This window comes from Leptolyngbya sp. O-77 (assembly GCF_001548395.1).
Classification (GTDB): Bacteria; Cyanobacteriota; Cyanobacteriia; order Elainellales; family Elainellaceae; genus Thermoleptolyngbya.
The window spans coordinates 3304372-3327785 of sequence record NZ_AP017367.1 but is presented as its reverse complement, the minus strand read 5'-3'; the positions used below and the strand labels follow the sequence as shown (position 1 = coordinate 3327785).

General features: G+C 55.8%; 21 protein-coding genes and 1 tRNA gene. 17 read left to right on the top strand and 5 right to left on the bottom strand.

Going from position 1 to position 23414, the window contains the following annotated elements:
* Window positions 1-218: 218 nt before the first annotated feature.
* From O77CONTIG1_RS14195 to O77CONTIG1_RS14185, 3 genes are all read left to right on the top strand, one after another.
* Window positions 219-3665 carry a GAF domain-containing protein gene (locus tag O77CONTIG1_RS14195; RefSeq protein ID WP_172799693.1) on the top strand — a complete coding sequence of 1149 codons (3447 nt, stop codon included), beginning with the start codon at window positions 219-221 and terminating at the stop codon, window positions 3663-3665.
* A 187-nt stretch (window positions 3666-3852) separates the two neighbouring features.
* On the top strand, window positions 3853-7290 hold the full coding sequence (locus tag O77CONTIG1_RS26200; protein ID WP_068511603.1) for a response regulator: 3438 nt from the start codon (window positions 3853-3855) through the stop codon (window positions 7288-7290).
* Window positions 7253-7834, top strand: coding sequence for a chemotaxis protein CheW (locus O77CONTIG1_RS14185; protein ID WP_068511600.1), 582 nt, complete (start codon window positions 7253-7255; stop codon window positions 7832-7834). Before O77CONTIG1_RS26200 ends, O77CONTIG1_RS14185 begins: the two co-directional genes overlap by 38 nt.
* Here the strand turns inward: O77CONTIG1_RS14185 and O77CONTIG1_RS14180 are convergent.
* A complete protein-coding gene (locus O77CONTIG1_RS14180) occupies window positions 7820-8275 on the bottom strand; it encodes a pyruvate kinase (protein WP_068511597.1) in 456 nt (151 codons plus the stop codon). The genes O77CONTIG1_RS14185 and O77CONTIG1_RS14180 overlap by 15 nt on opposite strands.
* Window positions 8276-8321: 46 nt before the next feature.
* Here O77CONTIG1_RS14180 and O77CONTIG1_RS23595 point away from each other — a divergent pair.
* Window positions 8322-9079 (top strand): IS5 family transposase gene (locus tag O77CONTIG1_RS23595; RefSeq protein WP_225894586.1). Its coding sequence is split into 2 segments (ribosomal slippage): window positions 8322-8685 and window positions 8685-9079, totalling 759 coding nucleotides; the frame shifts between segments, so codons are not numbered across the junction.
* On the opposite strand, the gene O77CONTIG1_RS14165 is transcribed toward O77CONTIG1_RS23595, so the two are convergent.
* Window positions 9046-10254: a pyruvate kinase gene (locus O77CONTIG1_RS14165; RefSeq protein WP_068511592.1), complete on the bottom strand. Its 1209-nt coding sequence runs from the start codon at window positions 10252-10254 to the stop codon at window positions 9046-9048. The genes O77CONTIG1_RS23595 and O77CONTIG1_RS14165 overlap by 34 nt on opposite strands.
* Window positions 10255-10661: 407 nt before the next feature.
* Between O77CONTIG1_RS14165 and O77CONTIG1_RS14160 the strand changes: the two genes are divergently transcribed.
* The 8 genes from O77CONTIG1_RS14160 (at window position 10662) to O77CONTIG1_RS14120 (ending at window position 16189) form a co-directional block, all read left to right on the top strand.
* Window positions 10662-11306 (top strand): DUF4203 domain-containing protein, encoded by a 645-nt coding sequence (locus tag O77CONTIG1_RS14160; RefSeq protein WP_068511590.1) that lies wholly within the window; start codon window positions 10662-10664, stop codon window positions 11304-11306.
* A 131-nt stretch (window positions 11307-11437) separates the two neighbouring features.
* On the top strand, window positions 11438-11650 hold the full coding sequence (locus O77CONTIG1_RS26970) for a zinc metallopeptidase (RefSeq protein ID WP_068511584.1): 213 nt from the start codon (window positions 11438-11440) through the stop codon (window positions 11648-11650).
* 52 nt (window positions 11651-11702) lie between these two features.
* Window positions 11703-12140, top strand: a complete 438-nt coding sequence (locus tag O77CONTIG1_RS26965; RefSeq protein ID WP_172799692.1) for a zinc metallopeptidase — start codon at window positions 11703-11705, stop codon at window positions 12138-12140.
* Window positions 12141-12157: 17 nt separating this feature from the next.
* A complete protein-coding gene (locus O77CONTIG1_RS14145) occupies window positions 12158-12553 on the top strand; it encodes a YidH family protein (protein ID WP_068511578.1) in 396 nt (131 codons plus the stop codon).
* A 117-nt stretch (window positions 12554-12670) separates the two neighbouring features.
* Window positions 12671-12742: transfer RNA gene (locus O77CONTIG1_RS14140), tRNA-Gly, on the top strand.
* Between the two features lie 402 nt (window positions 12743-13144).
* Window positions 13145-13552 (top strand): hypothetical protein, encoded by a 408-nt coding sequence (locus O77CONTIG1_RS14135; protein ID WP_068511573.1) that lies wholly within the window; start codon window positions 13145-13147, stop codon window positions 13550-13552.
* A 130-nt stretch (window positions 13553-13682) separates the two neighbouring features.
* A protein-coding gene (locus tag O77CONTIG1_RS23590) for an IS5 family transposase (RefSeq protein ID WP_410503465.1) occupies window positions 13683-14446 on the top strand; the annotation gives its coding sequence in 2 pieces (ribosomal slippage) (window positions 13683-14013 and window positions 14013-14446; 765 coding nt in all).
* 474 nt (window positions 14447-14920) lie between these two features.
* Window positions 14921-16189: a glutamate-5-semialdehyde dehydrogenase gene (locus O77CONTIG1_RS14120; RefSeq protein WP_068511567.1), complete on the top strand. Its 1269-nt coding sequence runs from the start codon at window positions 14921-14923 to the stop codon at window positions 16187-16189.
* Window positions 16190-16368: 179 nt separating this feature from the next.
* On the opposite strand, the gene O77CONTIG1_RS28000 is transcribed toward O77CONTIG1_RS14120, so the two are convergent.
* Entirely contained in the window at window positions 16369-16842 is a 474-nt protein-coding gene (locus tag O77CONTIG1_RS28000) for a hypothetical protein (protein ID WP_317134108.1), read from the bottom strand.
* Window positions 16827-17714, bottom strand: a complete 888-nt coding sequence (locus O77CONTIG1_RS14115; RefSeq protein WP_317134107.1) for a 3-phosphoshikimate 1-carboxyvinyltransferase — start codon at window positions 17712-17714, stop codon at window positions 16827-16829. Before O77CONTIG1_RS14115 ends, O77CONTIG1_RS28000 begins: the two co-directional genes overlap by 16 nt.
* Before the next feature lie 254 nt (window positions 17715-17968).
* Here O77CONTIG1_RS14115 and O77CONTIG1_RS14110 point away from each other — a divergent pair, with 254 nt between their 5' ends.
* The 4 genes from O77CONTIG1_RS14110 (at window position 17969) to O77CONTIG1_RS26190 (ending at window position 21231) form a co-directional block, all read left to right on the top strand.
* Window positions 17969-18454 (top strand): hypothetical protein, encoded by a 486-nt coding sequence (locus O77CONTIG1_RS14110; protein WP_068511564.1) that lies wholly within the window; start codon window positions 17969-17971, stop codon window positions 18452-18454.
* Between the two features lie 27 nt (window positions 18455-18481).
* Window positions 18482-19285 (top strand): transglutaminase domain-containing protein, encoded by an 804-nt coding sequence (locus O77CONTIG1_RS14105; protein WP_068511560.1) that lies wholly within the window; start codon window positions 18482-18484, stop codon window positions 19283-19285.
* A 204-nt stretch (window positions 19286-19489) separates the two neighbouring features.
* Entirely contained in the window at window positions 19490-20320 is an 831-nt protein-coding gene (locus O77CONTIG1_RS14100; protein WP_068511557.1) for a carbohydrate ABC transporter permease, read from the top strand.
* Between the two features lie 467 nt (window positions 20321-20787).
* Complete coding sequence (locus tag O77CONTIG1_RS26190) at window positions 20788-21231, top strand: hypothetical protein (RefSeq protein ID WP_225894584.1); 444 nt, start codon at window positions 20788-20790, stop codon at window positions 21229-21231.
* A 192-nt stretch (window positions 21232-21423) separates the two neighbouring features.
* Here O77CONTIG1_RS26190 and O77CONTIG1_RS14090 read toward each other — a convergent pair whose 3' ends face one another.
* Window positions 21424-22398, bottom strand: a complete 975-nt coding sequence (locus O77CONTIG1_RS14090; RefSeq protein WP_068511549.1) for an AEC family transporter — start codon at window positions 22396-22398, stop codon at window positions 21424-21426.
* Window positions 22399-22564: 166 nt separating this feature from the next.
* Between O77CONTIG1_RS14090 and O77CONTIG1_RS26185 the strand changes: the two genes are divergently transcribed.
* Entirely contained in the window at window positions 22565-23413 is an 849-nt protein-coding gene (locus O77CONTIG1_RS26185; RefSeq protein ID WP_068511546.1) for a D-alanyl-D-alanine carboxypeptidase family protein, read from the top strand.
* Window position 23414 lies beyond the last annotated feature (1 nt).

Sequence of the window (23414 nt, the reverse complement as noted above, 5' to 3'; positions counted from 1 at the left end):
CCCTCAGCACCTATGCTTGCGTTTCGTCAGGGCTAAAAAGATTCAGCTCGTACTTCTCATTTCCTCGGCTCATCATTCAGCCAATCCTTCTGCCTCATGATTGCGGCATCCATCACTGCTGCCTAATTTCATTCCTGAACCTCTCTTGCGCTAGGTTTTGAACTATGACCACTGAATTTCGCCCAACTTCCAAGAAAACAGATTCTACGGATTCTACTGTGCTTCCATCCACCGATTCATTCCCTCAAAATGGTCATGAGGAAGCATTATCCTCGTGGCCCGACTATAACGATAAATTAACTTATCGGGGCATTACCTACGGCAACAATCGAAAGGAGTCGATTACAGTAACTCAGCCGAGTCCCTATCCTTGGGCACAGTGGTTCCAGAACCTGAAAATTCGCAACAAGCAAGTCATCGGTTTGACAGCCTCCACAGCAGTTTCGATTGCTGGCTTGGTTGGAATTGGTGCGCTGCTGATTGTAACCTCTGGCCGCAATCAGTTACGAAACCAGGCAAAATCTGAGCTAGAGATGATTGAGATTGCCTATGACATCAAAGTCAACCAAATGGGCTTTGCATTTCAAGTCCAGGCTGATAATCAAGCGATTATTGCCGCAGCAGCTACCCATGCGGCAGGCAGAAAACTTTCGCCAGGGTCTGAAGCTGAGGTTAGAACAATTTTGCAAAAGGAGATCAAGACCTACGGGATTGAATATGCAACGCTAGTGGGTAAGGATTTGCGGATTATCGCTAGCGCCAATGCAAAACGCACGGGGCAACGATTTGACCCCAACGGATTAGTGGGTACGGTGCTGCAAAACCCACGACAAATTAAAACGACGGCAATCGTCTCGTGGGATGAGCTAAAAAATGAGGCTCCGCCACTGCCCAAAGACATTCGGGGAAAAGACGCGCTTATTCGCTATACGGTAACGCCGGTCTTTGCGCCCGGTACAGAAGAGGTGATTGGGGCATTAGTCTCGGGGGACATCGTCAACGGCAAGCTGGGGATTGTCGAAAAACCACTCTCTGCATTTAAAAATGGATATGGTGCAGTTTATCAGGTGCAGCCTGATGGCAGCTTGGAACTAACAACCGCTCTGGCTGCTGGAGACAACCCCGACATTAGTAAGGCATCCCCAGGCGTTAGCCTACAAGATCTGCAGCTATTGCGCGATGCGATCGCCGCTCGTGGTCAAGTTGTGACCGGGCGTGGACAGGTTGGCTCAATAACCCACACACTGGCTGCCGAGGCAATTCCCAATTTCAACGGTGAGCCAACGGCTGTGTTAGTGCGGGGAAGTTCCGAAACTGCGCTAAACCAACTCATTCTCCAGAGCTTACAGGTGCAGTTTTTGATTGTGCTGTTCGTTATTGCGTCAAACCTGCTGCTCGCAAAAGTGCTGGGGTTATCCATCCTACGTCCTGTGCGGCAACTGCAAGCGACTGCCCAGCGCTTTAGCCAGGGCGATCGCCAGGCCCGCGCTGAAATCTACGCAACCGATGAACTGGGAGAAGTGGCTCAGGTCTTTAACCAACTGGCAGATGGCGTTGTGCAAACCGAGGCTATGTTGCAGATGCAGAGCGAGCGAGAAAAGCAGGCCACCGAACGGGCTCTGCTGCTAGCAGAGGTGACCAGCCGAATCCGCCAATCCCTGGATGAAAAGACAATCCTCTCCACTTCCGTACAAGGGGTGCGGGAAGTGCTGAAAGCTGATCGCGTACTGATTTATCGCTTTGCCCCTGACCTAAAAAGTGGCAACATCAGTGCGGAAGATGTCGGGCGCGGCTGGAAACGGGCCTTGGGGCAAACCATTGAAGACCCCCTCACCCCCGAAGCCATCGAGCGCTACTACACCGGCCGAGTCAGCTTTGTGACCGATCGCGAAACCGCCGAACTAACCCACTGCCACTGCGAAATTTTGAAGCGCCTAGAGGTGCAGGCCAACATGGTGGCTCCCATTTTGGCAGGTGATGATCTGGTCGGGCTGCTGTGTGTCCACCAATGCTCTGGCCCACGGCATTGGGAAATGGTCGAGATTGAGCTGCTGCAACAGATTGCTGTGCAGATTGGCTATGCCCTGAGTCAGGCCAAGCTGTTGCAAAAACAGCAAGCCGCCGCCGAGAAGGAACGCCAACTGGCGGAGATTGTGTCCCGAATGCGCGAAAGCTTTGAGGAGCAGCGGATTTTGCGAGTTGCCGTTACTGAAGTGCGGCGATCGCTCAACTGTCAGCGGGTCGCGGTCTATGCCTTCGACGAAAACTGGCACGGCACCTTTATCGCCGAATCAGTCGAATCTGGCTATCCGGCTGCCTTGTCCAACAAAATCTATGACCCCTGCTTTGCCGAAAAGTATGTCGAGCAATATCGCCAAGGCCGCGTGCAAGTCGTTGCCGATATTACCCAAGCCGGACTCACCGAATGCCATCTAGAGCAGCTCAAACCCTACCAAGTCCGGGCAAACCTGGTTGCGCCCATCCTCTTTGGTGAAAGTCTGCTGGGCTTGCTGATTGCCCACCAGTGCGATGCCCCCCGCGTTTGGAGCCAGCTTGACATCAACTTCTTCCGCCAGGTGGCAACCCAGCTTGGCTACGCCCTTGAGCAAGCCCGCCTGTTTAACCAAGCCAACGCCCTCTCTGAGGAACGCCGTCGGCAGCAAGAAACGCTTCAGCGGCAGCTTATGGCCCTGCTAGACGACGTAGAAGGGGCGGCTTCGGGCGACCTCACCGTGCGGGCAGACGTGACGGCTGGAGAAATTGGCACCGTTGCCGACTTTTTCAACTCGATTATTGAGAGCCTGCGCCAGATTGTGACCCAGGTGAAACGCTCCGCCAACCAGGTGAACGAGTCGCTCGGACAAAACGAAAGCGCTATTGCTGCCCTGGCAAATGCAGCTCTCAAGCAAGCCGAGGAAACCACGCGCATCATGGACTCGGTGGGGGCAATGACGCACTCAATTCAGCAGGTTTCCCAGCGGGCGCAGCAGGCGGCCACGGTGGCGCATACTGCCTCGGCTACCGCAGAGGTCAGCGGCAGCGCGATGGATTTGACGGTGCAAAATATTTTGAATCTGCGAGAAATCATCGGAGAAACCTCGAAGAAGGTGAAGCGCTTGGGTGAGTCGTCGCAGCAAATTTCAAAGGCTGTGTCGCTGATTAACCAGATCGCCATGCAAACCAACTTGCTGGCGATTAACGCCGGGATTGAGGCGGCTCGCGCAGGCGAAGAGGGTCAGGGCTTTGCCGTGGTGGCAGAAGAGGTGGGCGAGCTGGCGGCGCGATCTGCGGATGCAACCAAGGAAATCGAGCGCATTGTGGAAGCCATTCAGCAGGAAACGGTGGAGGTGGTGGAAGCGATGGAGCAGAGCACCAGCAAGGTGGTCGAGGGTACGCACTACGTGGAAGATGCAAAACAAAACTTGGCGCAAATTCTGGATCTGTCGCGTCAAATTGACGAGCTAGTGCAGTCAATTTCGGAAGCAACGGTGTCTCAGGTGGAAACTTCTGCGGCCGTGGCGATGCTGATGCAGGAGGTCGCTCAGGTGTCGGAGTTGACTTCTGACTCGTCGCGGAAGATTTCTGAGGCGCTGGCAGAAACGGTCGAGGTGGCACGTGAACTGCAAGCCTCTGTCGGTACTTTTAAGACTGGAGAACAGGTCTAGTGCAGTGTCACGGTTTAGTTTTGGGGTGATGCTTTGGCTCGTAGTCAGTGCTTCAGCGCTAAAGCGCTGACTACCAACCTAAGTTCTAGCTATGACATTGCGCTAGTCTGGGAAGCTTGGGTTTGTTTTCTTGGGTTTGCGATATCGCTTGTCGCCTTTCGCTTGTCGCCTTTCTTAGAGAGTCATTATGGTCTACGACAAGGAACTTGAAATCCAACTGCAATTCTTGGAGGAAGCTCAAGAGTATTTGAACACATTGGAATCTCAACTGCTCGGGCTGGCCCAGGCGATTGATGTAGACAAAATCAATGAGGCACTGCGGGCTGCCCACTCGATTAAAGGGGGCGCGGGCCTGATGGGCTTTCAAAGCCTCAGTGATCTGGCGCATCGCCTAGAAGATGGGCTGAAGGTGTTGAAGGTGCAGCGTCAATCGTTGGACGTGGATGGCAGTTTGGAACAGCTTTTGCTGGCATGTGTGGATGGTTTGGGGAAGGTGATTGCCTGCGATCGCCAAAGTTTGGCCCAAAAGGGCGATCGCCCCCGCCCAACCACGGCTCCAGATTGGCTGCTGGAAGAGATTGAACCCGCCTATCAGCAGCTTTATGAGCGGTTGGGCACGCCCCAGGATGAAGATGCCTACTCGCTCCTGTCTCCTGAAGACGGGCAAGATATCATTCCCCTCCTGTTTGAAACCGAAGTCGAGGGCTGTTTGCAGCGGCTTGAGGCGGCAATTCATGAACAGTCTCCTCGCCTGAAAGAGGAGGTCGAAATTTTGGCACAGGAGCTAGAGGGGTTGGGAGAAATGCTCCAGCTCGAAAGCTTTTCTCAACTGTGTCAATCGATCGGGGTTCAAATAGCCCAAACAGAGACGGCGGATGCAACTGCCATTTCCACCCTGGCACAGGCTGCATTACAGGCCTGGCGACGGGCACAGGCGCTCGTTCTGACTGGAAACCTGGCAGCTATCCCCACAGAACTGCGGACTGAACATTCCGACTCTGGGGCGTTTGCAGCTTCCTGGGCTGGCGAGATGGCTGGCGTGTCAGCCTCTACGATGTCTTCTGCCTTCCCAGCCGAGCTTCACTCTGAAGCAACTGCTGCCTGTGTAGCAGACCATTCTACGATGCTCGAAGCGGCCGCAGTTGAAGATCATGCCGTTGCAGATTATTTTGCAGATCAGGTTGCAGATCAGGTAGATTCTCAATTTGCGGGTGTGGAACCTGGAGAGTCTGCGGCAGATCTGGCAGCGACGGAGATTTCGGGTGCATCGGCAGCCTTGGATGGGGAAGATGTCGGGGATTTCACGCCTTCGGCTTCGCAATCAGCGTCATCCGAGCAGGCTCCCCGCTTTGAAGATCTGGCCGCAGCCAACGCTTCTGGCTCTTTCCGCTCTCAATCTGGCGATCGCCCCGTGGATCGCCCTATGGATCGCCCCGTGGAGCGCCCCGTAATAGCCTCAACTCAGCCAAGCCACCGCAGCAGCAACACACACCCGACCGAAACGCCGCAAGACAATACGGTGCGGGTGTCTGTGCAACAACTCAATCAACTGAGTGATCTGTTTGGTGAGCTGACCATTGACCGCAATGCGCTGAGCCTCTATCTCAAACGTCTCCGGAATTTGACGCGGCTGCTCAACCGCCGGGTAAAAATTCTGGAGCAGGCTAGCTCGGAACTGCGAACTACGTATGATCGGCTAGCGACCGATGGTGGGCGATCGCCCCGCCCATCCGCACTCAAGCTGCTACCGAGCAGCGAAACGCGGTCTGCCCAGCCGGGCGATCGCAACCGACCGGCTCAACCCAGCAGCACGCTCCCAAACAGTGGCGCTGAGCCAAATTCAAACCAGGCAACAGAATGGTTTCCGCAGTCCTCGCCCTCAGCTGCTCCTCAGCCGTCTGAGCATCGGCTAGGGGCCGGGCTTGGCGGTGGGTTTGATGCGCTAGAACTCGATCGCTATGAAGATGTTCACCTGCTCTCGCAAGACATTCTGGAAACCATCGTCCAGGTTCAGGAAGTCACCACGGACATCGACCTGACGCTGGAAGAAGTGGAGCAAGCGTCTCGCACCCTAGACAAGACAGCCAACCAACTCCAGTCTCGGCTGACTCAAGTCCGAATGCGGCCGCTGTCTGACTTGGTCGATCGCTTCCCTCGCGCCCTGCGGGAACTGTGCTTGCAACATGGCAAGAAGGTGCGTCTTCAGGTCAATGGTGCTAGCACGCTGATCGATCGCAATATTCTCGAAGCACTGAACGACCCGCTGATGCATTTGCTGCGGAATGCCTTCGATCATGGCATCGAAGATCCGCAAACCCGGCTGGCTCAGGGCAAGCCAGAGGAAGGTGTGATTAAAATCCAAGCCTTCCATCGTGGCAATCGCACGTTCATCACTATCCAAGATGATGGACAGGGCATCCCGCTTGAAAAAATCCGCGCCAAGGCGATCGCCATGGGGCTAGATCCCAGCTTATTGGGGGTTGCCAGCGAAGAAGAACTGGTTTCCCTGATTTTTGAACCCGGTTTTAGTACCAAGGAACAGGTCACTTCGCTATCTGGGCGTGGCGTAGGCATGGATGTGGTGCGGGATCATCTCAAGCAAATTCGCGGCGACATCAAAGTAGAAACCAAAGCAGGCTACGGCACAACGTTTACGCTCTCTGTGCCGTTCACGATGTCTGTGGTGCGCGTGCTAATTGCCGAAAGCAACGACATGCTGATTGGCTTTCCGAGCGACGTGATTGGCGAAATGCTAAAGCTTGAGCCAGAGAAGATCGTTCGGGTGGGCAACAGCGAAATGCTGAATGTGCAAGGCAACCTGGTTCCGCTGGTCGTTCTATCACGCTGGCTCCGATTCCCCGGGCCCCGTCATCCCTATCGCCTGGAAACACCCCCCAGCATTAGTGAACCAGTGGTGCTGTTAGTAGAACACAACAACCAAATCTTTGGCATCCAAATCGAGTCTTGCTGGGGTGAGCAGGAAACCGCTGTACGCCGCATTAAAAGCACGATTCCGCTACCTGCTGGCTTTAGCAATTGCACCATTCTGGGCGATGGGCGCGTGGTGCCGCTGGTCAATATACCAGAATTGCTGCACTGGATTGCTAGCGCCAGCGCCGAGACAGCCGACCCGCTAGCGCCCCTGTCTGCTCCACTGGGCGATCGCCAGTTCAGGCTAGCAGATATCGATTCTCTATTGCCGGGCCAGGCTGCTCTGCTTGAGCAACAGCCCGCGATTCTGGTCATCGACGATTCGATCAACGTCCGCCGATTTTTGGCGCTCACCCTGGAGAAAGCAGGCTATCAGGTCGAGCAGGCAAAAGACGGACAAGAGGCGGTCGAAAAGCTGCGGGCTGGGCTTCAGGTGAACGCGGTCGTATGCGATATCGAGATGCCGCGCTTGGACGGCTACGGCTTCTTGGCAAAAGTAAAATCTGATCCGCAGTTTGAGCATTTGCCCGTCACCATGCTCACCTCGCGCACCAGCGCCAAACATCGACAACTGGCGCTGAGCCTGGGGGCGATCGCCTATTTCTCGAAACCCTACAACGAGCAAACCCTCCTGTCTACACTGGCACAACACATTCATGGCTCTTCTGAACTCTCTGCGAGCGCTGCGCTCTAAACCCGTCGAGGCTACTCGGCAACTGCTGGTTTTTCCGCTGCGACAGGAGCGGTTTGCCCTGCCGCTGGCAATTGTGCATAGGGTCATCGAAATCGACCGTCTCTATGCTCAGCAGGATGGCACAGAAACGGCGATCGCCCTCGCCCATAACGAAAATATTCCCGTGTTAAACATCCAGCAGCGCATCTTTGTGAATGCACAAACACCCGCCAAACGCATAGAATCTGACACGCAAATTGACACGCAGCACGTTAGTAGCCAGGATGCAGCCAATCAGCAGCCCAGCACCTTTGCCACACCTCAATACCTAATCCTGGTTTACAACTTGCAGGGAGATATCACTGGGCTGCTAATTGATGGGCCGCCTACCCTCCAGCGCTTTGCAGAATCTGCCTTCCAACCCCTGTCTGGACTTTACCAGCAGGAAGGCGGGATTCGCTGTGTCAGCGGACTTGTCCTGTCCCGTGCTGACTGTGCCCCAATTTTCTTACTCAATCTGGCACAGGTGATGCAATCTCAAACGGCACTGTCAGGATCGATGTAACCAAGAGTGCAGGGCGCGGAGTTGGGGCGTTTTCTTGAGCTGGTGAGTCTCCATGCGTGCTAGCACATCGTCTAAGATGGCAATGGCTTCGGTGACAAACCGGCCCTTGTTCAACATCACACATTCGGCGCGTTCTGCCATAGCAGCATCCGTCATTTCACCCCGGGACGGTGCGCCTTTTTTCACTAAGCTTTCCAACACCTGCGTTGCCCAAATAACGGGCACATGCGCTGCCTCGCATAGCCAGAGAATTTCTTCCTGAATTTCGATGAGGCGCTGGTAGCCAATTTCTACTGCTAGATCGCCTCTTGCAATCATCACGCCAAAGGATTGTTGCCCGGCGGCGTAGACGATCAGCTCTGGCAGGTTGGAGACTGCTAATGCAGTTTCAATCTTGGCAACAATTGCCGGAATCTTTGCCAGAACCTTAGGGAGTGTCATCAATTAGATAAGCTGTAATCAGCAGTGATTCAGCTATCTGACGATTATGACAACCCGACGCTACGCCCTGCGCGATGACCAATGGGAACGGCTCCAAGATTTGCTCCCTGGACGAGCGGGGGTAGGAGTCACAGCAAAGGATAATCGTCTGTTTGTCGAGGCAGTGCTATATCGATATCGAGCCGGCATTCCCTGGCGAGACTTGCCAGAGCGGTTTGGTCATTTTCGCAAGGTTCACACCCGCTTTCGGCGCTGGGCAAAGACGGGCGTATGGCAACGGGTGTTTCAGGTGCTGTCTGAAGATGCAGACAACGAATACGCCATGATCGACACCACATTGTGCGTGCTCATCAGCATAGTGTGGGGCAAAGGGGGGGATGCCAATGCCCAAGCCATTGGTCGTAGTAAAGGGGATTGAGCACCAAGATTCATGCGACTGTCGATGCACTGGGCAATCCGACAGGCTTTCACCTCACACCCGGGCAGACCTGTGACCTTGATGGGGCTGATGTGCTGCTAGAGAATATTCAAGCTGATACAGTCCTGGCTGACAAAGGATATGACGCAGACCAACGGGTGATTGAGCGACTCCAACAACAGGGCAAGACGGCTGTGATTCCGCCCAAGCGAAACCGCAAGACACCGCGTGATTACGACAAGGAGCTATACAAAGCGCGGCATCTGATTGAGAACTTCTTTGCCAAACTCAAGCAGTATCGAGCGATTGCGACACGCTATGACAAGTTAGCCGAGACGTTTCTGAGTGCAATTTACATGGCGGCTGCCCTTATTTGGCTTAATTGATGACACGCCCTAGGATTTGCAGCACAGTCGGTTTTGGCGTTGCCCAATCGCTGCCGCAGTTCTGTCTGCAAGAGCGTAATGTCGTCGGGCTGTTGCACAAACGAATAGCCCACGATGTCGGCATGGGTCGCTACAAAGTCTAAGTCGTCCAAATCTTTAGCAGTCAGAGGGCTGAGGTGCAGTGCAGTGCCCGGAAAGTTTAGCCCTTTTTCAGGACGCAACTTAGTTCCTTTGGGGCTGGCGTGAGTCACTTGTAACAACAGTCCGACTTGTCCATCTGGCAGAGGATAGTGCGAATCTATTACGCGGGTGCGAAGCTTGCCGTCATCGATATAAACTGTTGCGCCATCAGTGAGGCGATCTAGAACTTCGGGCAGGGTGCAGGTTATGTAGAAGCGATCGCCCGCTGGCGGATGGGCCGCGTCGATGGGGTCACTCGGCTGGGGCAACTGCCGCGCCAGAATCAGCGTGTCGCCCCGAAAGACGCGGGATTGCCCAATTGGGGCCAGCACCGCGCCTGTGCGAATTTTGGGGCCGCCCAAGTCCATCATCACTTTGCATGAGGTTCCGGTTTCTTGCTCAGCCCAGCGCACTTGGTCAATCATTTGAGTCCAAATCTCTGGCGTATCGTGGGCGCAGTTGATCCGCACGCAGTTTGCGCCCCGCCGCAGCATCTCGCATACTAAGCCATAGTCAGTTGCTGCTTCGGTTGGAAGCGTGACCATAATTCGGACTTGCCGTCGGGCAGGGGGCGGCCCAAACAGATCTTCAGTGTGCTGTTTCAGCAGACGGTCACCCTCAAAAAATGCTTCGATGGGCGGCCGCACAGGCGGGTTCTGCTGTCCGCAAACGGCGCTGAGGGTGGCAATGACTGCATCTAAGTTGGGCATCACGCGAGATTCGCTGCGCCCAAGCGAAGATAAACCCCACGGCATCAGCGCGGCTTGTAGATCCCGCAGGTCATGGCGGCGCAGCGCCAGATAGTGGGACAGATTGAGGGCGCTATGTAAAAACGCTTGCCGATGAATGTGCGATCGCCATCGGGAGAAAATTGCCTGCCCTTCATCGGCTACGAGTTGACGCAATGCTTTTAGGGTCGAGAGCAAGACCTGCGGATCGTTTAGATCCAGACCCTCGGCATCAAGCTTTAGAGCGGGAACTGTTTGATGATTCATATTATCTAATTCAATAAATTGAAGAAATTTGAAGTAAAGATTTCTAAATCTAGCATCAGATCGAAGGCAAACCTCTTAATGCTTTCGCTGAGCAAATCAACGGAAAAGCAGCCTTTTGCAAGGCATCTCTAAACAATCGAGAAGCCCTTGAACAGGCATTCTATAGTCATTTAAATCGACACATTTAAGTCAGTAAGAACGCTGTATGCCCACGGCAATCATAAACGAGGTATTAGAAGACTTCGGTGCGTCCCAGATCACAAACCCCGTCGGGGTGAAATTAAAACGAAACTTCCATCTAAAATTAAGCCGCCGCTACAGGCAGTTCGGTTTGCTGCATGACAGCGCTCTGCACTCATTTCCAGATAGTTTTGGATAGGTTTTCGAGATACGCTCTTTAAATACCTATGTTAAGAACTATTCTGCTAGCGCTGTTTTCAGGAGTATTTGGCGTGTTGCTCTGTTTTGGAGGCTACCGCTTTTTTATGGTGATGCTACCCGTTTGGTCGTTTTTTGCGGGGCTGTGGCTGGGGGCAAAGGCAGTGTTTCTGCTGCTGGGTGGCGGCTTTTTGGCCACGACGACTGGGCTAACCGTCGGGCTGGTGCTGGGGATTTTGCTGGCGGTTTTTTGCTGGCAATTTTACGAAGTGGGTGTGGTTCTGATGGGCGCAGCCACGGGCGCATTGTTTGGATCGAGCATTATGGCTATTCTCGGCTTTCAGCAGGGGACGTTGCCTGCGCTGGTGGCGCTGGGAGCGGGGCTGGTGCTGGGCGTGCTGACCTATATGCGAAACTGGCAAAAATATCTGGTGATGCTGCTGTCGGCTCAGGGCGGGGCGAATGCGCTGGTGCTGTCGCTGCTGTTGCTGAACGGGCGCGTCTCGATTGAGGAACTGAAAGACGCGGGCAACACGCTATTGCCCATTTTTCAAGATGCCTGGTTTTGGCTGCTGCTGTGGAGTGGGCTGGCGATCGCCGGATTTCTCTATCAACTGCGGCGCTATCGCAGCGTAGAGTTTGCCAAGCAAGAGTTCGTTCGCTTTTGGATGTAGGGAACTGGTGGCAAGCTGTTCACTTGGGGTGTAAGAACCAGTCTGCAAGTGGAGCATTAAGGGGTCATCTCACTGTTCAAAAACTTGATTAAAACAATTCAAATCTCGTCTACTAAACTCGTACTGAAACTATGTTCTTTTACGATCCGACCTATTTACTTTGGGTGATGTTGCCTACCATGCTGATTTCCATGCTGGTGCAAGGCCGACTCAAAAGCGCCTTTGCCAAGTGGAGCCGCGTGCCCAACAGCGAACGCTACACAGGAATGCAGGTGGCGCAGACGATTTTTAACCGTACGTCGCTCAACACAATTCCCGCTGGAGCCGACCCCGCGGAGCCTTGACCGACCACTACGATCCGCGGGCAAATGTAGTGCGCCTGTCGGGAGCCTGTGTGTGCCGAAGCGTCGATTGCGTCGATGGCGATCGCCGCCCCATGAGCTGGGGCATGTGCAGCAATATCAAACGGGTTCGCCGATGATCGCTGCCCGCAGTTTCTTGTTACCTGCGCTGCAATTTACCCCAACGATTTCCTACATGGCCTTCTTGCTGGGCTTTATGTTTGGCATGGTAGGGCTGATGTGGATTGGGGTTCTCATGTTTGGTCTGATGGTATTCTTTTCAGTGCTGACGGTGCCGATTGAAATCGATGCTAGCCGTCGGGGCCTAAAGCTGCTGGAAGATGCGGGGCTGCTGGATACGCCAGAGGAGCGCCAGGGAGCCAGACAAATGCTCGGTGCCGCAGGCTGGACTTACATCGCCGCCGCCGCAACCTCCCTCATGCAACTGCTTTATTACGTTAGCCTGACTCAGCGCAGCCGCCGCCGCTACTAGGCTACACTCGCCCGCCCATGCCCGACGCGCCCCGCAACCTCACCAACGAACTCGCCAAAGAGCGCAACCGAGCCGCTGCCGAGCGCACGCTGCTGGCGTGGATTCGCACCTCGCTGTCGCTGATTGGCTTTGGCTTTGGTATTGACCAGATTGTGACCGCGATTCAGCGAACCCGCAGGCTCGACGATCTGGAGACCATGTACCTGGCGAGAATCACCGGACTGGCGTTCATCGCGGTCGGGCTATATGCGATGCTGTCGGCGACAATTGAGCATCGGCGGGAGTTGCGGCGAATTCAGCGGGATGATTATCTGTATACGTCGCGACGCTCTAATGCGCTGGCCGTGGCGATCGCCCTCATGGTGATTGGCATCTTCGCCTTCCTGGGAATCATCATCAGCACGCTAAACTAAGGCGGATTTTTGCCCGCTGCGATCGCCCAGAGAAGCCTCTAAAAAATTTTCGATTCGAGTTGACAAACTGTGACCTTTCACACACAATAGGAATTACGCTTTTTTTGAGTGCGTTTCGCGGGTATAGCTCAGTGGTAGAGCGTCACCTTGCCAAGGTGAATGTCGCGCGTTCGAATCGCGTTACCCGCTTCGATTACAGGAAGCTAACTGGTTTTCCTAAGCAAGCTCTAAGCAGAGGTGGATGGCCTGCGGCACGGGCTTTTGGTATCTGCCAAATGAGACTCTTTTTGACTGAATTTTTGCCAAATTCTTGAGCTTTATCCAAGCTTAAGCGAATTTTCCACTGATCTCTCAGCTCACAACTGTAGGATGAGTTTAGATAGCCTCACTTGTACTGGTTTTATGGGCGATCGCGCTTGTGCTTTCTCGCCGCTGACTCTCACAAATGGGAATGTTAGAATCGGTCTGAATCTTGGCGCGTATTGGTAACGTTGCTCAGACAACTCCCTGGTTGTTCTCGGATGACATTCCTTTGGCGCTTGACTCGCTAGGCCTTGCACCGCTTGCATCACACTCATCGCTGCTCTGCTTGTGCAAACTCAGAAACCCCATAAAATCGATTTGAATGGCGACTATCCCTGCCCTTGTCGTCGGCGGGGTAAGTTGACACCCATTGCGCTGACGGATGCCTTTGGCTGCAACCGATGTCAGCAAATTTTCGTCGTGCAAGACAGCGGACATACGATTGAGCAGCTTTCGACCAACTATCCCTACAAGCGGGCGTGGCGCTGGAACGGCCATCAGTGGATTGTGGTGAACCCATCGCTGGGCAAGGGCTATGTGCCGCTGACGCTGCTGTTTATGTTTGCGCTGGTGTTTCTGCTGCTGCTGACGACGCTGAGCGCGCCCGCTGGCTCTCAGGTGGCGTTTCGGGTGGTGGCGGCGCTGGTGCTGTCGGTCATGCTGGCGTTTATGCTGTGGCTGGCCTGTCGGCGTTAGGCAATCGTAAGTTCTGGCTGTTGCCCAGTTCTGTGAACCCAGTTTTGTGAGCTAAATTTCCATTCGCCAGCTAGGGAGTGTCATCAATTAGATAAGCTGTAATCAGCAGTGATTCAGCTATCTGACGATTATGACAACCCGACGCTACGCCCTGCGCGATGACCAATGGGAACGGCTCCAAGATTTGCTCCCTGGACGAGCGGGGGCGGTAGGAGTCACAGCAAAGGATAATCGTCTGTTTGTCGAGGCAGTGCTATATCGATATCGAGCCGGCATTCCCTGGCGAGACTTGCCAGAGCGGTTTGGTCATTTTCGCAAGGTTCACACCCGCTTTCGGCGCTGGGCAAAGACGGGCGTATGGCAACGGGTGTTTCAGGTGCTGTCTGAAGATGCAGACAACGAATACGCCATGATCGACACCACGATTGTGCGTGCTCATCAGCATAGTGCTGGGGCAAAGGGGGGGATGCCAATGCCCAAGCCATTGGTCGTAGTAAAGGGGGATTGAGCACCAAGATTCATGCGACTGTCGATGCACTGGGCAATCCGACAGGCTTTCACCTCACACCCGGGCAGACCTGTGACCTTGATGGGGCTGATGTGCTGCTAGAGAATATTCAAGCTGATACAGTCCTGGCTGACAAAGGATATGACGCAGACCAACGGGTGATTGAGCGACTCCAACAACAGGGCAAGACGGCTGTGATTCCGCCCAAGCGAAACCGCAAGACACCGCGTGATTACGACAAGGAGCTATACAAAGCGCGGCATCTGATTGAGAACTTCTTTGCCAAACTCAAGCAGTATCGAGCGATTGCGACACGCTATGACAAGTTAGCCGAGACGTTTCTGAGTGCAATTTACATGGCGGCTGCCCTTATTTGGCTTAATTGATGACACGCCCTAGCACTCTGAGGCGAAAATTCTGCCCCTAGCCTGTAGTGCAGGCTTTAGCCTGCCTCTGAAGGGCTAGCCGTGAACCGGGCGACTGAAGTCGCCACTACGAACGCTCTGCTAGCCGTGAACCGGGCGACTGAAGTCACCACTACGAACGCTCTGCCTCTGAAGGGTTAGCTGTGAACCGGGCGACTGAAGTCACCACGACGAACGCTCTGCATAACACAGTTAGCAATTCGGATGCAACCCTGTCGCATTTCGTCGTAGGCTGAAAGGTCATGAGACTGTGCGATCGCGCTGTGCTATTGCAATACGCTACTATGGCTTTTCCTCAAAGCTTTACAGCCGTGAGCTTTACAGGCAAGAGCCTTACAGGTTAAAGCTGTATTAGCGCAATAGATTATCAGGGCAATATTTGTGCAGTGAATTGCTTAGTGCAATGAACGACGGCGTTTTTCACAGTTCATTACCGTGTTTTCTAACAGTCAGGATTCTTTAGACTCCCCAGCCGACTTGCTGACCACGCTTCATCGGGCTTATGCGGCGGCGGGTCATTTGGCTGCGATGAAAGGGGGCGATCGCAGTCGGGCGCTCCAGGTGATGGCTGATGTGCTGAAGGATCAGCAGGACGATATTCTTGAGGCCAACACGCTAGATCTCGAAGCCAGTCGAGAAATGGCCGTGCCCGATCTGGTGCTGGAATGGCTAAAGCTGACCCCAGAGCGGATCGAGGCAGTGGTCAAAATGTTGCAGCGGCTCTCGGAGCTAGCCGACCCGACGCAGCAAATGCTGACGATTCCTTACTCGCTCAGCCATTCTCAGTCCTATTGCCAGCTCATGCCGCTGGGGGTGATTGCGCTGGTGTATGAGGCGTTTCCCGAACTGGGGGCGATCGCCGCTGGGCTATGCATTCGCACGGGCAACAGCATCGTCCTGCGGGGCAGCAGCGAAGCCAGCAACTCCAACCAGGCGATCGCCAGCACGCTGAAACTCGCCCTCCAGGAAGCCGGCCTGCCCACCGATGCCCTCGGCTGGATTCCTACCGACCAGGGCGACTCCATCCGCGAACTGGTGACGCAAGATGCCTATGTCAACCTGGTGATTCCCTACGGTCGCGTCAGCCTGGTCAACCAAGTGATCCGCCAGGCGACCGTGCCCGTGCTAAAAACGGCAATTGGCAACTGCTATCTCTACTGGTCACCCTCCGGCAGCCTGGATCTGGCGCGGAGCATGATTCTCGACAGCCACCAGAGCGAACCTGATCCAGTCAACGCCATCGAAAAAGTACTGATCAGCACTCACCACGACCCCAACACGCTGCAAGCCCTCTGGCGTAGCCTGCGTGACAAAGGCTTTCGGCTGCGGGGCGATGCGGGGCTGGTGGCAGAATTTCCTGACCTGGCGCTGGCAGAAGACGGTGAGTGGCAGCGCCCCTACCTGGACGGCACGATCGCCTTTTGCGCGGTCAGCGGGCTAGAGGAGGCGATCGCCTTTATGAATCGCCACAGCAGCGGCCACGCCGACTGCCTGGTCACGGAATCGTATCAGGAAAGCCATCAGTTTGCTCTGCACATCAACAGCGCCACCACCTACATCAATGCCTCCCCCCGCTTTTATCGCAACCCCAAGCAGGGCAGCCCCATCGCCCTCGGCATGTCGAACCAGAAGGGACATCGGCGCGGGCTAATTACGCTAGAAACGCTGACCACGCTGAAGTACGTGGTGCAGGGGAGCGGGTGAGGAGGGGTTAGGGGTTGGGGGTTGGGGGTTAGGAGGAGGGAGAGAGTGTTGGAGTGATGGAAATTGATGAGGAGAGGGGGAGATGAGGAGAGGATTCCCTGAGTATTGCCCCTCATCCCATCATCGCCTCATCCCCGTACCCGCCCAACACCCCAACACCCCATCGCTCCATCACCCTATCACCCCATCACCTGCCTCAGCGTGTCCACAAACCCCGGATAGGAAACCGCAGCGGCTTCGGCGCGGTGGATCGTGGTGGGGCCTGTGGCGCGGAGGGCGGCGATCGCCAGGCTCATGGCAATGCGGTGGTCGGTGTGGCTATCGACTTCGGCTCCGTGGAGCGGGGAGCCGCCCGTGATTTCTAGCCCGTCGGGGCGCTCGGTGACGGTTGCGCCCAGGCGGCTGAGCTGGGTGGCCATCACGGCGAGGCGATCGCTCTCTTTCACGCGCAGTTCGGCGGCATCGGAGATGACGGTCGTCCCTTCGGCAAAGGCGGCCGCCACTGCCAGAATGGGGATTTCGTCGATCAGCCTGGGGATCAGGTCGCCGCCGATGTGGCCCGCCTTCAGCCGATTGTGGCCGCGCACGCGCAGATCGGCGACGGGTTCGCCCGCCACCTCGCGGACATGTTCCAGCGTCACGTCGGCTTCCATCTGCGCCAGCGCGTCGAGAATGCCCCGTGCGCGTTGGGTTCACGCCCGACATTTTGAATGAGCAAGTCAGAACCGGGGGCGATCGCCCCGGCCACCAGCCAAAACGCCGCCGAGCTGATGTCGCCGGGAACGATGACGGGCTGCCCGGTCAGCCGCGCCGGGCCCACCACCGCCGCGCTACAGGTGTCGGGATCAACCAAAATTTCTGCCCCAAAGGCCCGCAGCATCCGTTCGCTGTGGTCGCGCGACAGCGCCGGTTCGCTGACGATTGTCTTGCCTTCGGTCGCCAGCCCCGCCAGCAAAATGCAGGATTTCACCTGGGCCGAGGCGATCGGCGAAGCGTAGTGAATCGGCTTCAGCGCCTGCCCCTGCACCGCCAGCGGCGCGAGTCCGCCAGTGCGGCTCCAGATCTGTGCGCCCATCTCCTGGAGCGGACGGATCACGCGAGACATGGGGCGCGATCGCAGCGATGCGTCGCCCGTGACAGTGAAAAATCGCCCCGCATGGGATGCCAGAATGCCCAGCATCAGCCGCATCGTGGTGCCAGAGTTGCCCGCATTCAGCACGTCGGCGGGTTCCTGGAGCCGCCCCAGCCCGATGCCTTCCACCGTCACCCGTTCCGTATTCAGCTCAGAGATTTTTGCGCCCATCGCCCGAAAGCAGGCGGCTGTACTCAGGGGATCTTCCCCCAGCAGCAGCCCGCGAATCTCCGTCGTGCCCTCCGCCAGCGCCCCCAGCATTAGCGCCCGGTGGGAAATGGACTTGTCGCCAGGAATGGCGATCGCCCCCCTCAGCGCCAGATCCACAGGCGGCGAGATTGTCAGCACATGATGATGTTCGGTGGTTTTGAGGGTGATAGAAGCCGTCTGCATTGCTATAGTTCCGTAGGTGGGCAATTGCCTCGTCGAGCGTGCTTCGCCATCGCTGCGTTTACTACGCTACCAGAGCCATGTAACGGCCAGATCACCCGCCTAATTGCATCCGTTGCCGCCAGAGTCTATTCCGCGTTTCTTCTGCGTCTCTTCCACTTGGTTGGCATCATCAAACCTGCTTGACTGGACAAAAAAATCATTTTCCCAGCCCCTTTTATTTTCCCAGTCCTTTGTATTAGTAGCCCTCTTTAGCTATGCTCACCGAACACCGCCAGCCAGTCTGTTTGTCCTGGATGTCGCTGAATTCGCCGCTCTGGTCGGTGGTGGAAGCCTCTGCCGCACTCTATGAAAAAGAGCCGGGCCGCTATCATGTCGTGCTGACGGAGCCGCTGTTTATGGACTATTCCGAAGGGGAAACCTCGGCTGACCAAGCCCAGCAGCCCCACCTGCTCTGGCTCGAAATTTCGCCCTACCGCGTGATTATGACCATGCAGGGCAACGGCAGCATCAGCTACCGCCACTTTTGGGAACAGGGAGTCTACGGCATCAGCCGCTATTGGCTGCGATCGCAGTCTGGCAATCTGGGCATCAGCGACCAAATGCGCCTGCGAAATTACACACGCCACCTGAAGCTGATTTCCGATCCCCAGCCCCGCCACTTGCGCGTAGAGTATGAGCTGTGGACAGAAAACTTGCAGCTTGGGCACTATGTGCTGAATCTAGAAATGCAGTCCTTGTAGCGCCAGCTATCGGTTAAGGATTCCCAAATGCGGCTGGAAGCAGGCTGTCAGCTTTTATTTTCGGCAGAAGCGCCAAGTCCGCTGCTGCTGATGTTGCGCCCCCGCAGCGGTGAGGGCCAGTGGATCGTACGCGAGGAATATCGGCTGGAGCCGCCCGTACCCGTGGTGGAATACACCGACAGCTATGGCAATCTCTGCCAGCGGCTGGTCACGCCAGAGGGGCGGTTTCTGGTTTACACCGCCGCCTGTGTGGAAACCGCCGACGAAATCGACGTTGCGCCCGATGCCGCCTATGTGCCCGTGGAACTGCTGCCCGATAGCGTGGTGCAGTTTTTGCTGCCCAGCCGCTACTGCCAGTCGGACATGCTGTACGAGGAGGCGATCGCCATCGTCGGCGACACAGACCCCGGCTATGCCCAGGTGGAGGCGATCCGCCGCTGGATTCATGAGCAGGTGAAATATCAATACGGCACCAGCAACGCCTCCACCTCAGCCGTAGACACTGCCCAGAGCAAAATCGGTGTCTGCCGCGACTTTGCCCATCTGGGGATCGCTCTTTGCCGCAGCCTATCGATCCCGGCGCGGATGGTGGTGGGGTACTTGTACGAACTGGAGCCAATGGATTTGCACGCCTGGTTTGAGGCATTCCTCAGTAGCCCCGACGGGTCAACCGCTGAGGGGCGCTGGTATACCTTCGACGCGACGCAGCCAGAGCCACGGGGAAACCGAATTGCGATCGCCTATGGTCGTGACGCTGCCGATGTCGCCCTAGCGACCCAGTTTGGCCCGCTCACGCTCCAGGAAATGCGCGTGTGGGTGAAGGAGGGTTGAGGAGGGGTAAGGGGTTGTTGGGGATTGGGGGGTTAGGTGGAGCGTGGGCGAACTCCAGGTAAACTCGTGAAGAGGGGTAAGGGGTTGGGGATTGGGGGGTTAGGTGGAGCGTGGGCGAACTCCAGGTAAACTCAAAAGAATTCCCCTGGCGCTTGCTGGCGCTAGTCAAAAGCGTGCTTCCTAACCCCTAACCCCCAACCCCTAATGACCTCGACGCGATCGCTCAAAACCCTTGCGCTGTATGCCCTACTGGGGGCGATCGCCCTCGTTATGCTGCTGCCGCTGATCTGGCTGGTCAGTACGGCGTTCAAAGCGCCTACGGAGAATATTTTTGAGTTTCCGCCCCGATTTTGGCCCCAGTCACCGACGCTGCAAAATTTTGTGACGGTGTGGCAGACCAATCCCTTCGGACGCTACCTGTTCAACAGTACGCTGGTCGCAGTGCTAACAGTGATGCTAAACCTGCTGTTTTGCTCGCTGGCGGCCTATCCCCTGGCGCGGCTCCAGTTTCGCGGTCGCGAGGCGCTGTTTTTGCTAATCGTGGCGACAATTCTAATTCCATTTCAAATTGTAATGATTCCGCTATATGTCCTGGCAGTGAAGCTGGGACTCCGTAATACGTACTTAGGGTTGATCTTGCCGGCGATCGCCTCTGCCTTTGGGATTTTTCTGCTGCGTCAGGCGTTTCAAGGCGTGCCCAAAGAGCTGGAAGAAGCCGCCCGCATCGACGGCTGTTCGGAACTGGGGATTTGGTGGAATGTGATGCTGCCTGCGGTGCGCCCTGCCCTGATCACGCTGGCGATTTTTGTATTTATCGGAGCCTGGAGCGACTTCCTCTGGCCGCTGATCTTGCTCGACCAGCCCGACTACTACACCTTGCCGCTGGGGGTTGCAAAGCTTGCGGGTGCATTTTCTCTCGACTGGCGATTGATTGCAGCGGGGTCTGTGATTTCGATTGCGCCTATCCTGCTGGTGTTTGGATTGCTCCAGCGCTACATCGTGCCAACGGATACCAGTAGTGGAGTCAAGGGCTGACCCATAGCACCTAACTCAGCGTTAGCAATTCGTCCGAATGTCTTGCCGCTGGGGGGTTTCAGCCCCTATCGCCAGGTGATTTCATTTTTCTAGGTTATGGAGAATTAATCTCGCCCCCTTGCCGAAAAATATTCGGTGAGATATTCTGAAACAACCTGTAAAGTCTCGATAAAGAAAGAGTCAGTGTTCCGTTGTTATACTGTAAAGAACTCTTTCGCCTTGAGCTAGTCTCCGTATTATCCCGTAGGAAAGCGTCGCTAGACCAGTCTGTTCATTAGGAGCCAGTAAATTCTCTGAGGACACGTGCCTGTCATTACTTGCTGAGATGTGAGCTTAAATATGGGTTTACGGTGGATTTACAGGTGAATTTACGAATTTACAAAGGTTTTCTGCTCCAAAGTTGCAGAGCGTCGGGGTTTTCCGAGATTTGCTTTTGATACCGCTGTACTGATCTGCTGTGAGTTGTTATGACTATGCGTGATAGGAGCGATCGCTATCGAGTATCATCCATCCCTATGCCGATGCGTCCTAAGCGCTTGGGTAGCTATCTGCTAGACGCAGGGTTGCTCACGCCGGATCAGGTGACGGTGGCGCTCAATGATCAGCAGGCGACTGGGATGCGTCTGGGCGAGGTGCTGGTGGCTCGCGGCTGGGTCAAAGAACAGACGATCGAGTGGATCATGAAAAAGGTGATCCTGCCAGAAAAGAAAGCGTTTCAAGACTGGGAAGAGAAGCAGCGCCAGCAGCAGCCGCCGTTGACCCCGATTCCTGCACCTGCTCAACGAGTCGAGCCAGTGCCGCCAGCAGCGCCAGCCAACGCCCAGAAGACTCCTGCCCGGCGCGAGGTTCCGATTTCTAAGCCTCTGCCTCCGGTGAACTCGTCAGATAGCGACGTAAGCTGGGTTGGCTAGGGGCACTGGTTAGGGAAGAGGCTTGCCCTAGAGCTTCATTGAACCATTTAATAACTATTTAAATGGTGCCTAGTGCCTAACTAGTGCTATGTCATAGCTAGAACCTAGGTTGGTAGTAAGCGCTTTAGCGCTGAAGCGCTTACTACGAGCCAAGGCATCACTCTAAAACTAAACCATGACACTGCACTAGGTCTAGCTGGTAGGAAACAGCAGCAGCCAAAGGGGCAGCGTGACGAGTAGCCCGATCGATCCCATGGCCAGCGCCGTCACTGTTAGCTCTCGGTCTAGCTCGTAGGCTTCACACAGTACGAGGGTCGCAAAGGCAGGTGGCATACTGACCTGGAGGACGATCGCCAGCTTTTCTGCTGAGCCGAGGCTGGTCAACGAAAGCAGCACGCCGATCAGCAGCGGCACAATGAGCATTTTCACGCTCAGGCTGACGGAAGCGAGGCGGACACTGCGCCAAGAACGCAACTGGCTGAGCCGCATTCCAATCAGTACAAGAGCAACGGTAATGCTCGTCCAAGCGCCTGTTTTGAGGAACGAATCTAGCCAGAGCGGTAGCGGTATACTGTGGATGCCTAACCCCAGGGCAAAGCTCCACAGCACTGGGTTGTACATCAGCGCCCGCAGCAAATCCAGTGGACTCTTTTGCACGCCGCCAAAGTGGGCTGCCATGACTACGCCCAGCCCGTAGGCTCCGAGCGTCGTGCCAATCATGTCGTAAAACAGGGCCCAGGCAAAGTACTTTGGGCCTACAAGCGCCAGACTGACGGGGAACCCCAAATAGCCCGTGTTGCCCATCATGGTGGCCAGCAAAAAGCTGCCTTGCTGAGGACGGCTCTGAATAGTGTGGGCAGAAACAGGTCGTTGTTTTTGTGCTGGTTTTTGTCCTTTCTTTAGCGTGACCATCAGCCATAGCCAGCCCAGCAGCCCCCCCAGCGCGATCGCCAGCCACGCTGCCACGGGCGCGAGCCACACCGCTGCCGAGAGTTCGGACTGGCGCAGAAACCCCAGCACGCTAATCGGCACTCCCACCCAAAACAGCAGCTTTCCGAGGCGATCGCCCACCCACGGCGGACAAATTCGTCCCAGCCAAAATCCCAAACTGCTCCAGCCTATCAGCGGGACATAGAGACTCAGCAAGCGAAGACTCGGAAATTCCATAGGTGATTATCGTTGGAACAATTTGAACGGTTTCAAGGCTATCGTTGTGGAGCAAGGGTTCAGCAGACCGTTGAGTTGTTTTGCCGTGTGTCGAAGGGGATGACGCTCTTCCAACGCCATGCAATAATAACCCCGCAGGACTAAACCAGTCTGCGGGAGAGTTTGCGTGAAAGATGCCAGTTTGCCAAAGTCGTCAGCGCCCCAGCCCGATGTCTCTAGCCAGGAAGGTCACTATGGGCTGGCGGACGATATCCCGGTCGCTCAGCGAGATGGGGCGCGTTTAGAGGCCGATTTGAACCCCGGTGGGTTTGGGTTTCGAGCGGCGGCGGATAGGCTGCGATCGCTCTTTCGAGGTCGAGTCTGGCTGTGGGGGCTGATTGGCTTTGTGGCGGCGGTGCAGCTTGCGCTAGTCAGCCGCAGCTTGTTCTTTAGCAATGTTTCTAGCGGGCAGGGCTATCAGCCGATCGAGGCCGGCTTGTCCGCAGCGATGTCTCAACTGTCGCTGACCCCGGCTGATAGTTTGCTGGGCCATATCGCCTACGCCGAAGCTCCTCCAGACACACTCAGCCCAGTGCTTCCCAATGGCAGCGTCCTGCTGCGTGATGCGGCTGCCGAGCGCTTTTTGGCAATGGTGAGGGCGGCTCGCGCTGAGCGGGTGAGGCTGGTGCCGCTGTCGGGCTTTCGCTCAGTAGAAGAACAGACTTACCTGTTTTTCACGCTCAAGGCGAAGCGATCGCTCTCGGCCCAGGAACGGGCCCAGGTCAGCGCTCCCCCCGGCTACAGCGAACACCACACGGGGTATGCGGTGGATATCGGCGATGGCGATCGCCCGGATGCAGATTTGGAAACCGATTTCGATCAGACAGCCGCCTATCGCTGGCTAACGGCCAATGCTGCCCGCTTTGGGTTTGAGCTGTCTTTTCCCAAAAACAATGCCCAGGGCGTGAGCTATGAACCCTGGCACTGGCGCTTCGTGGGCGATCGCCACAGCCTCGAAACGTTTTATAAGCGGTAGA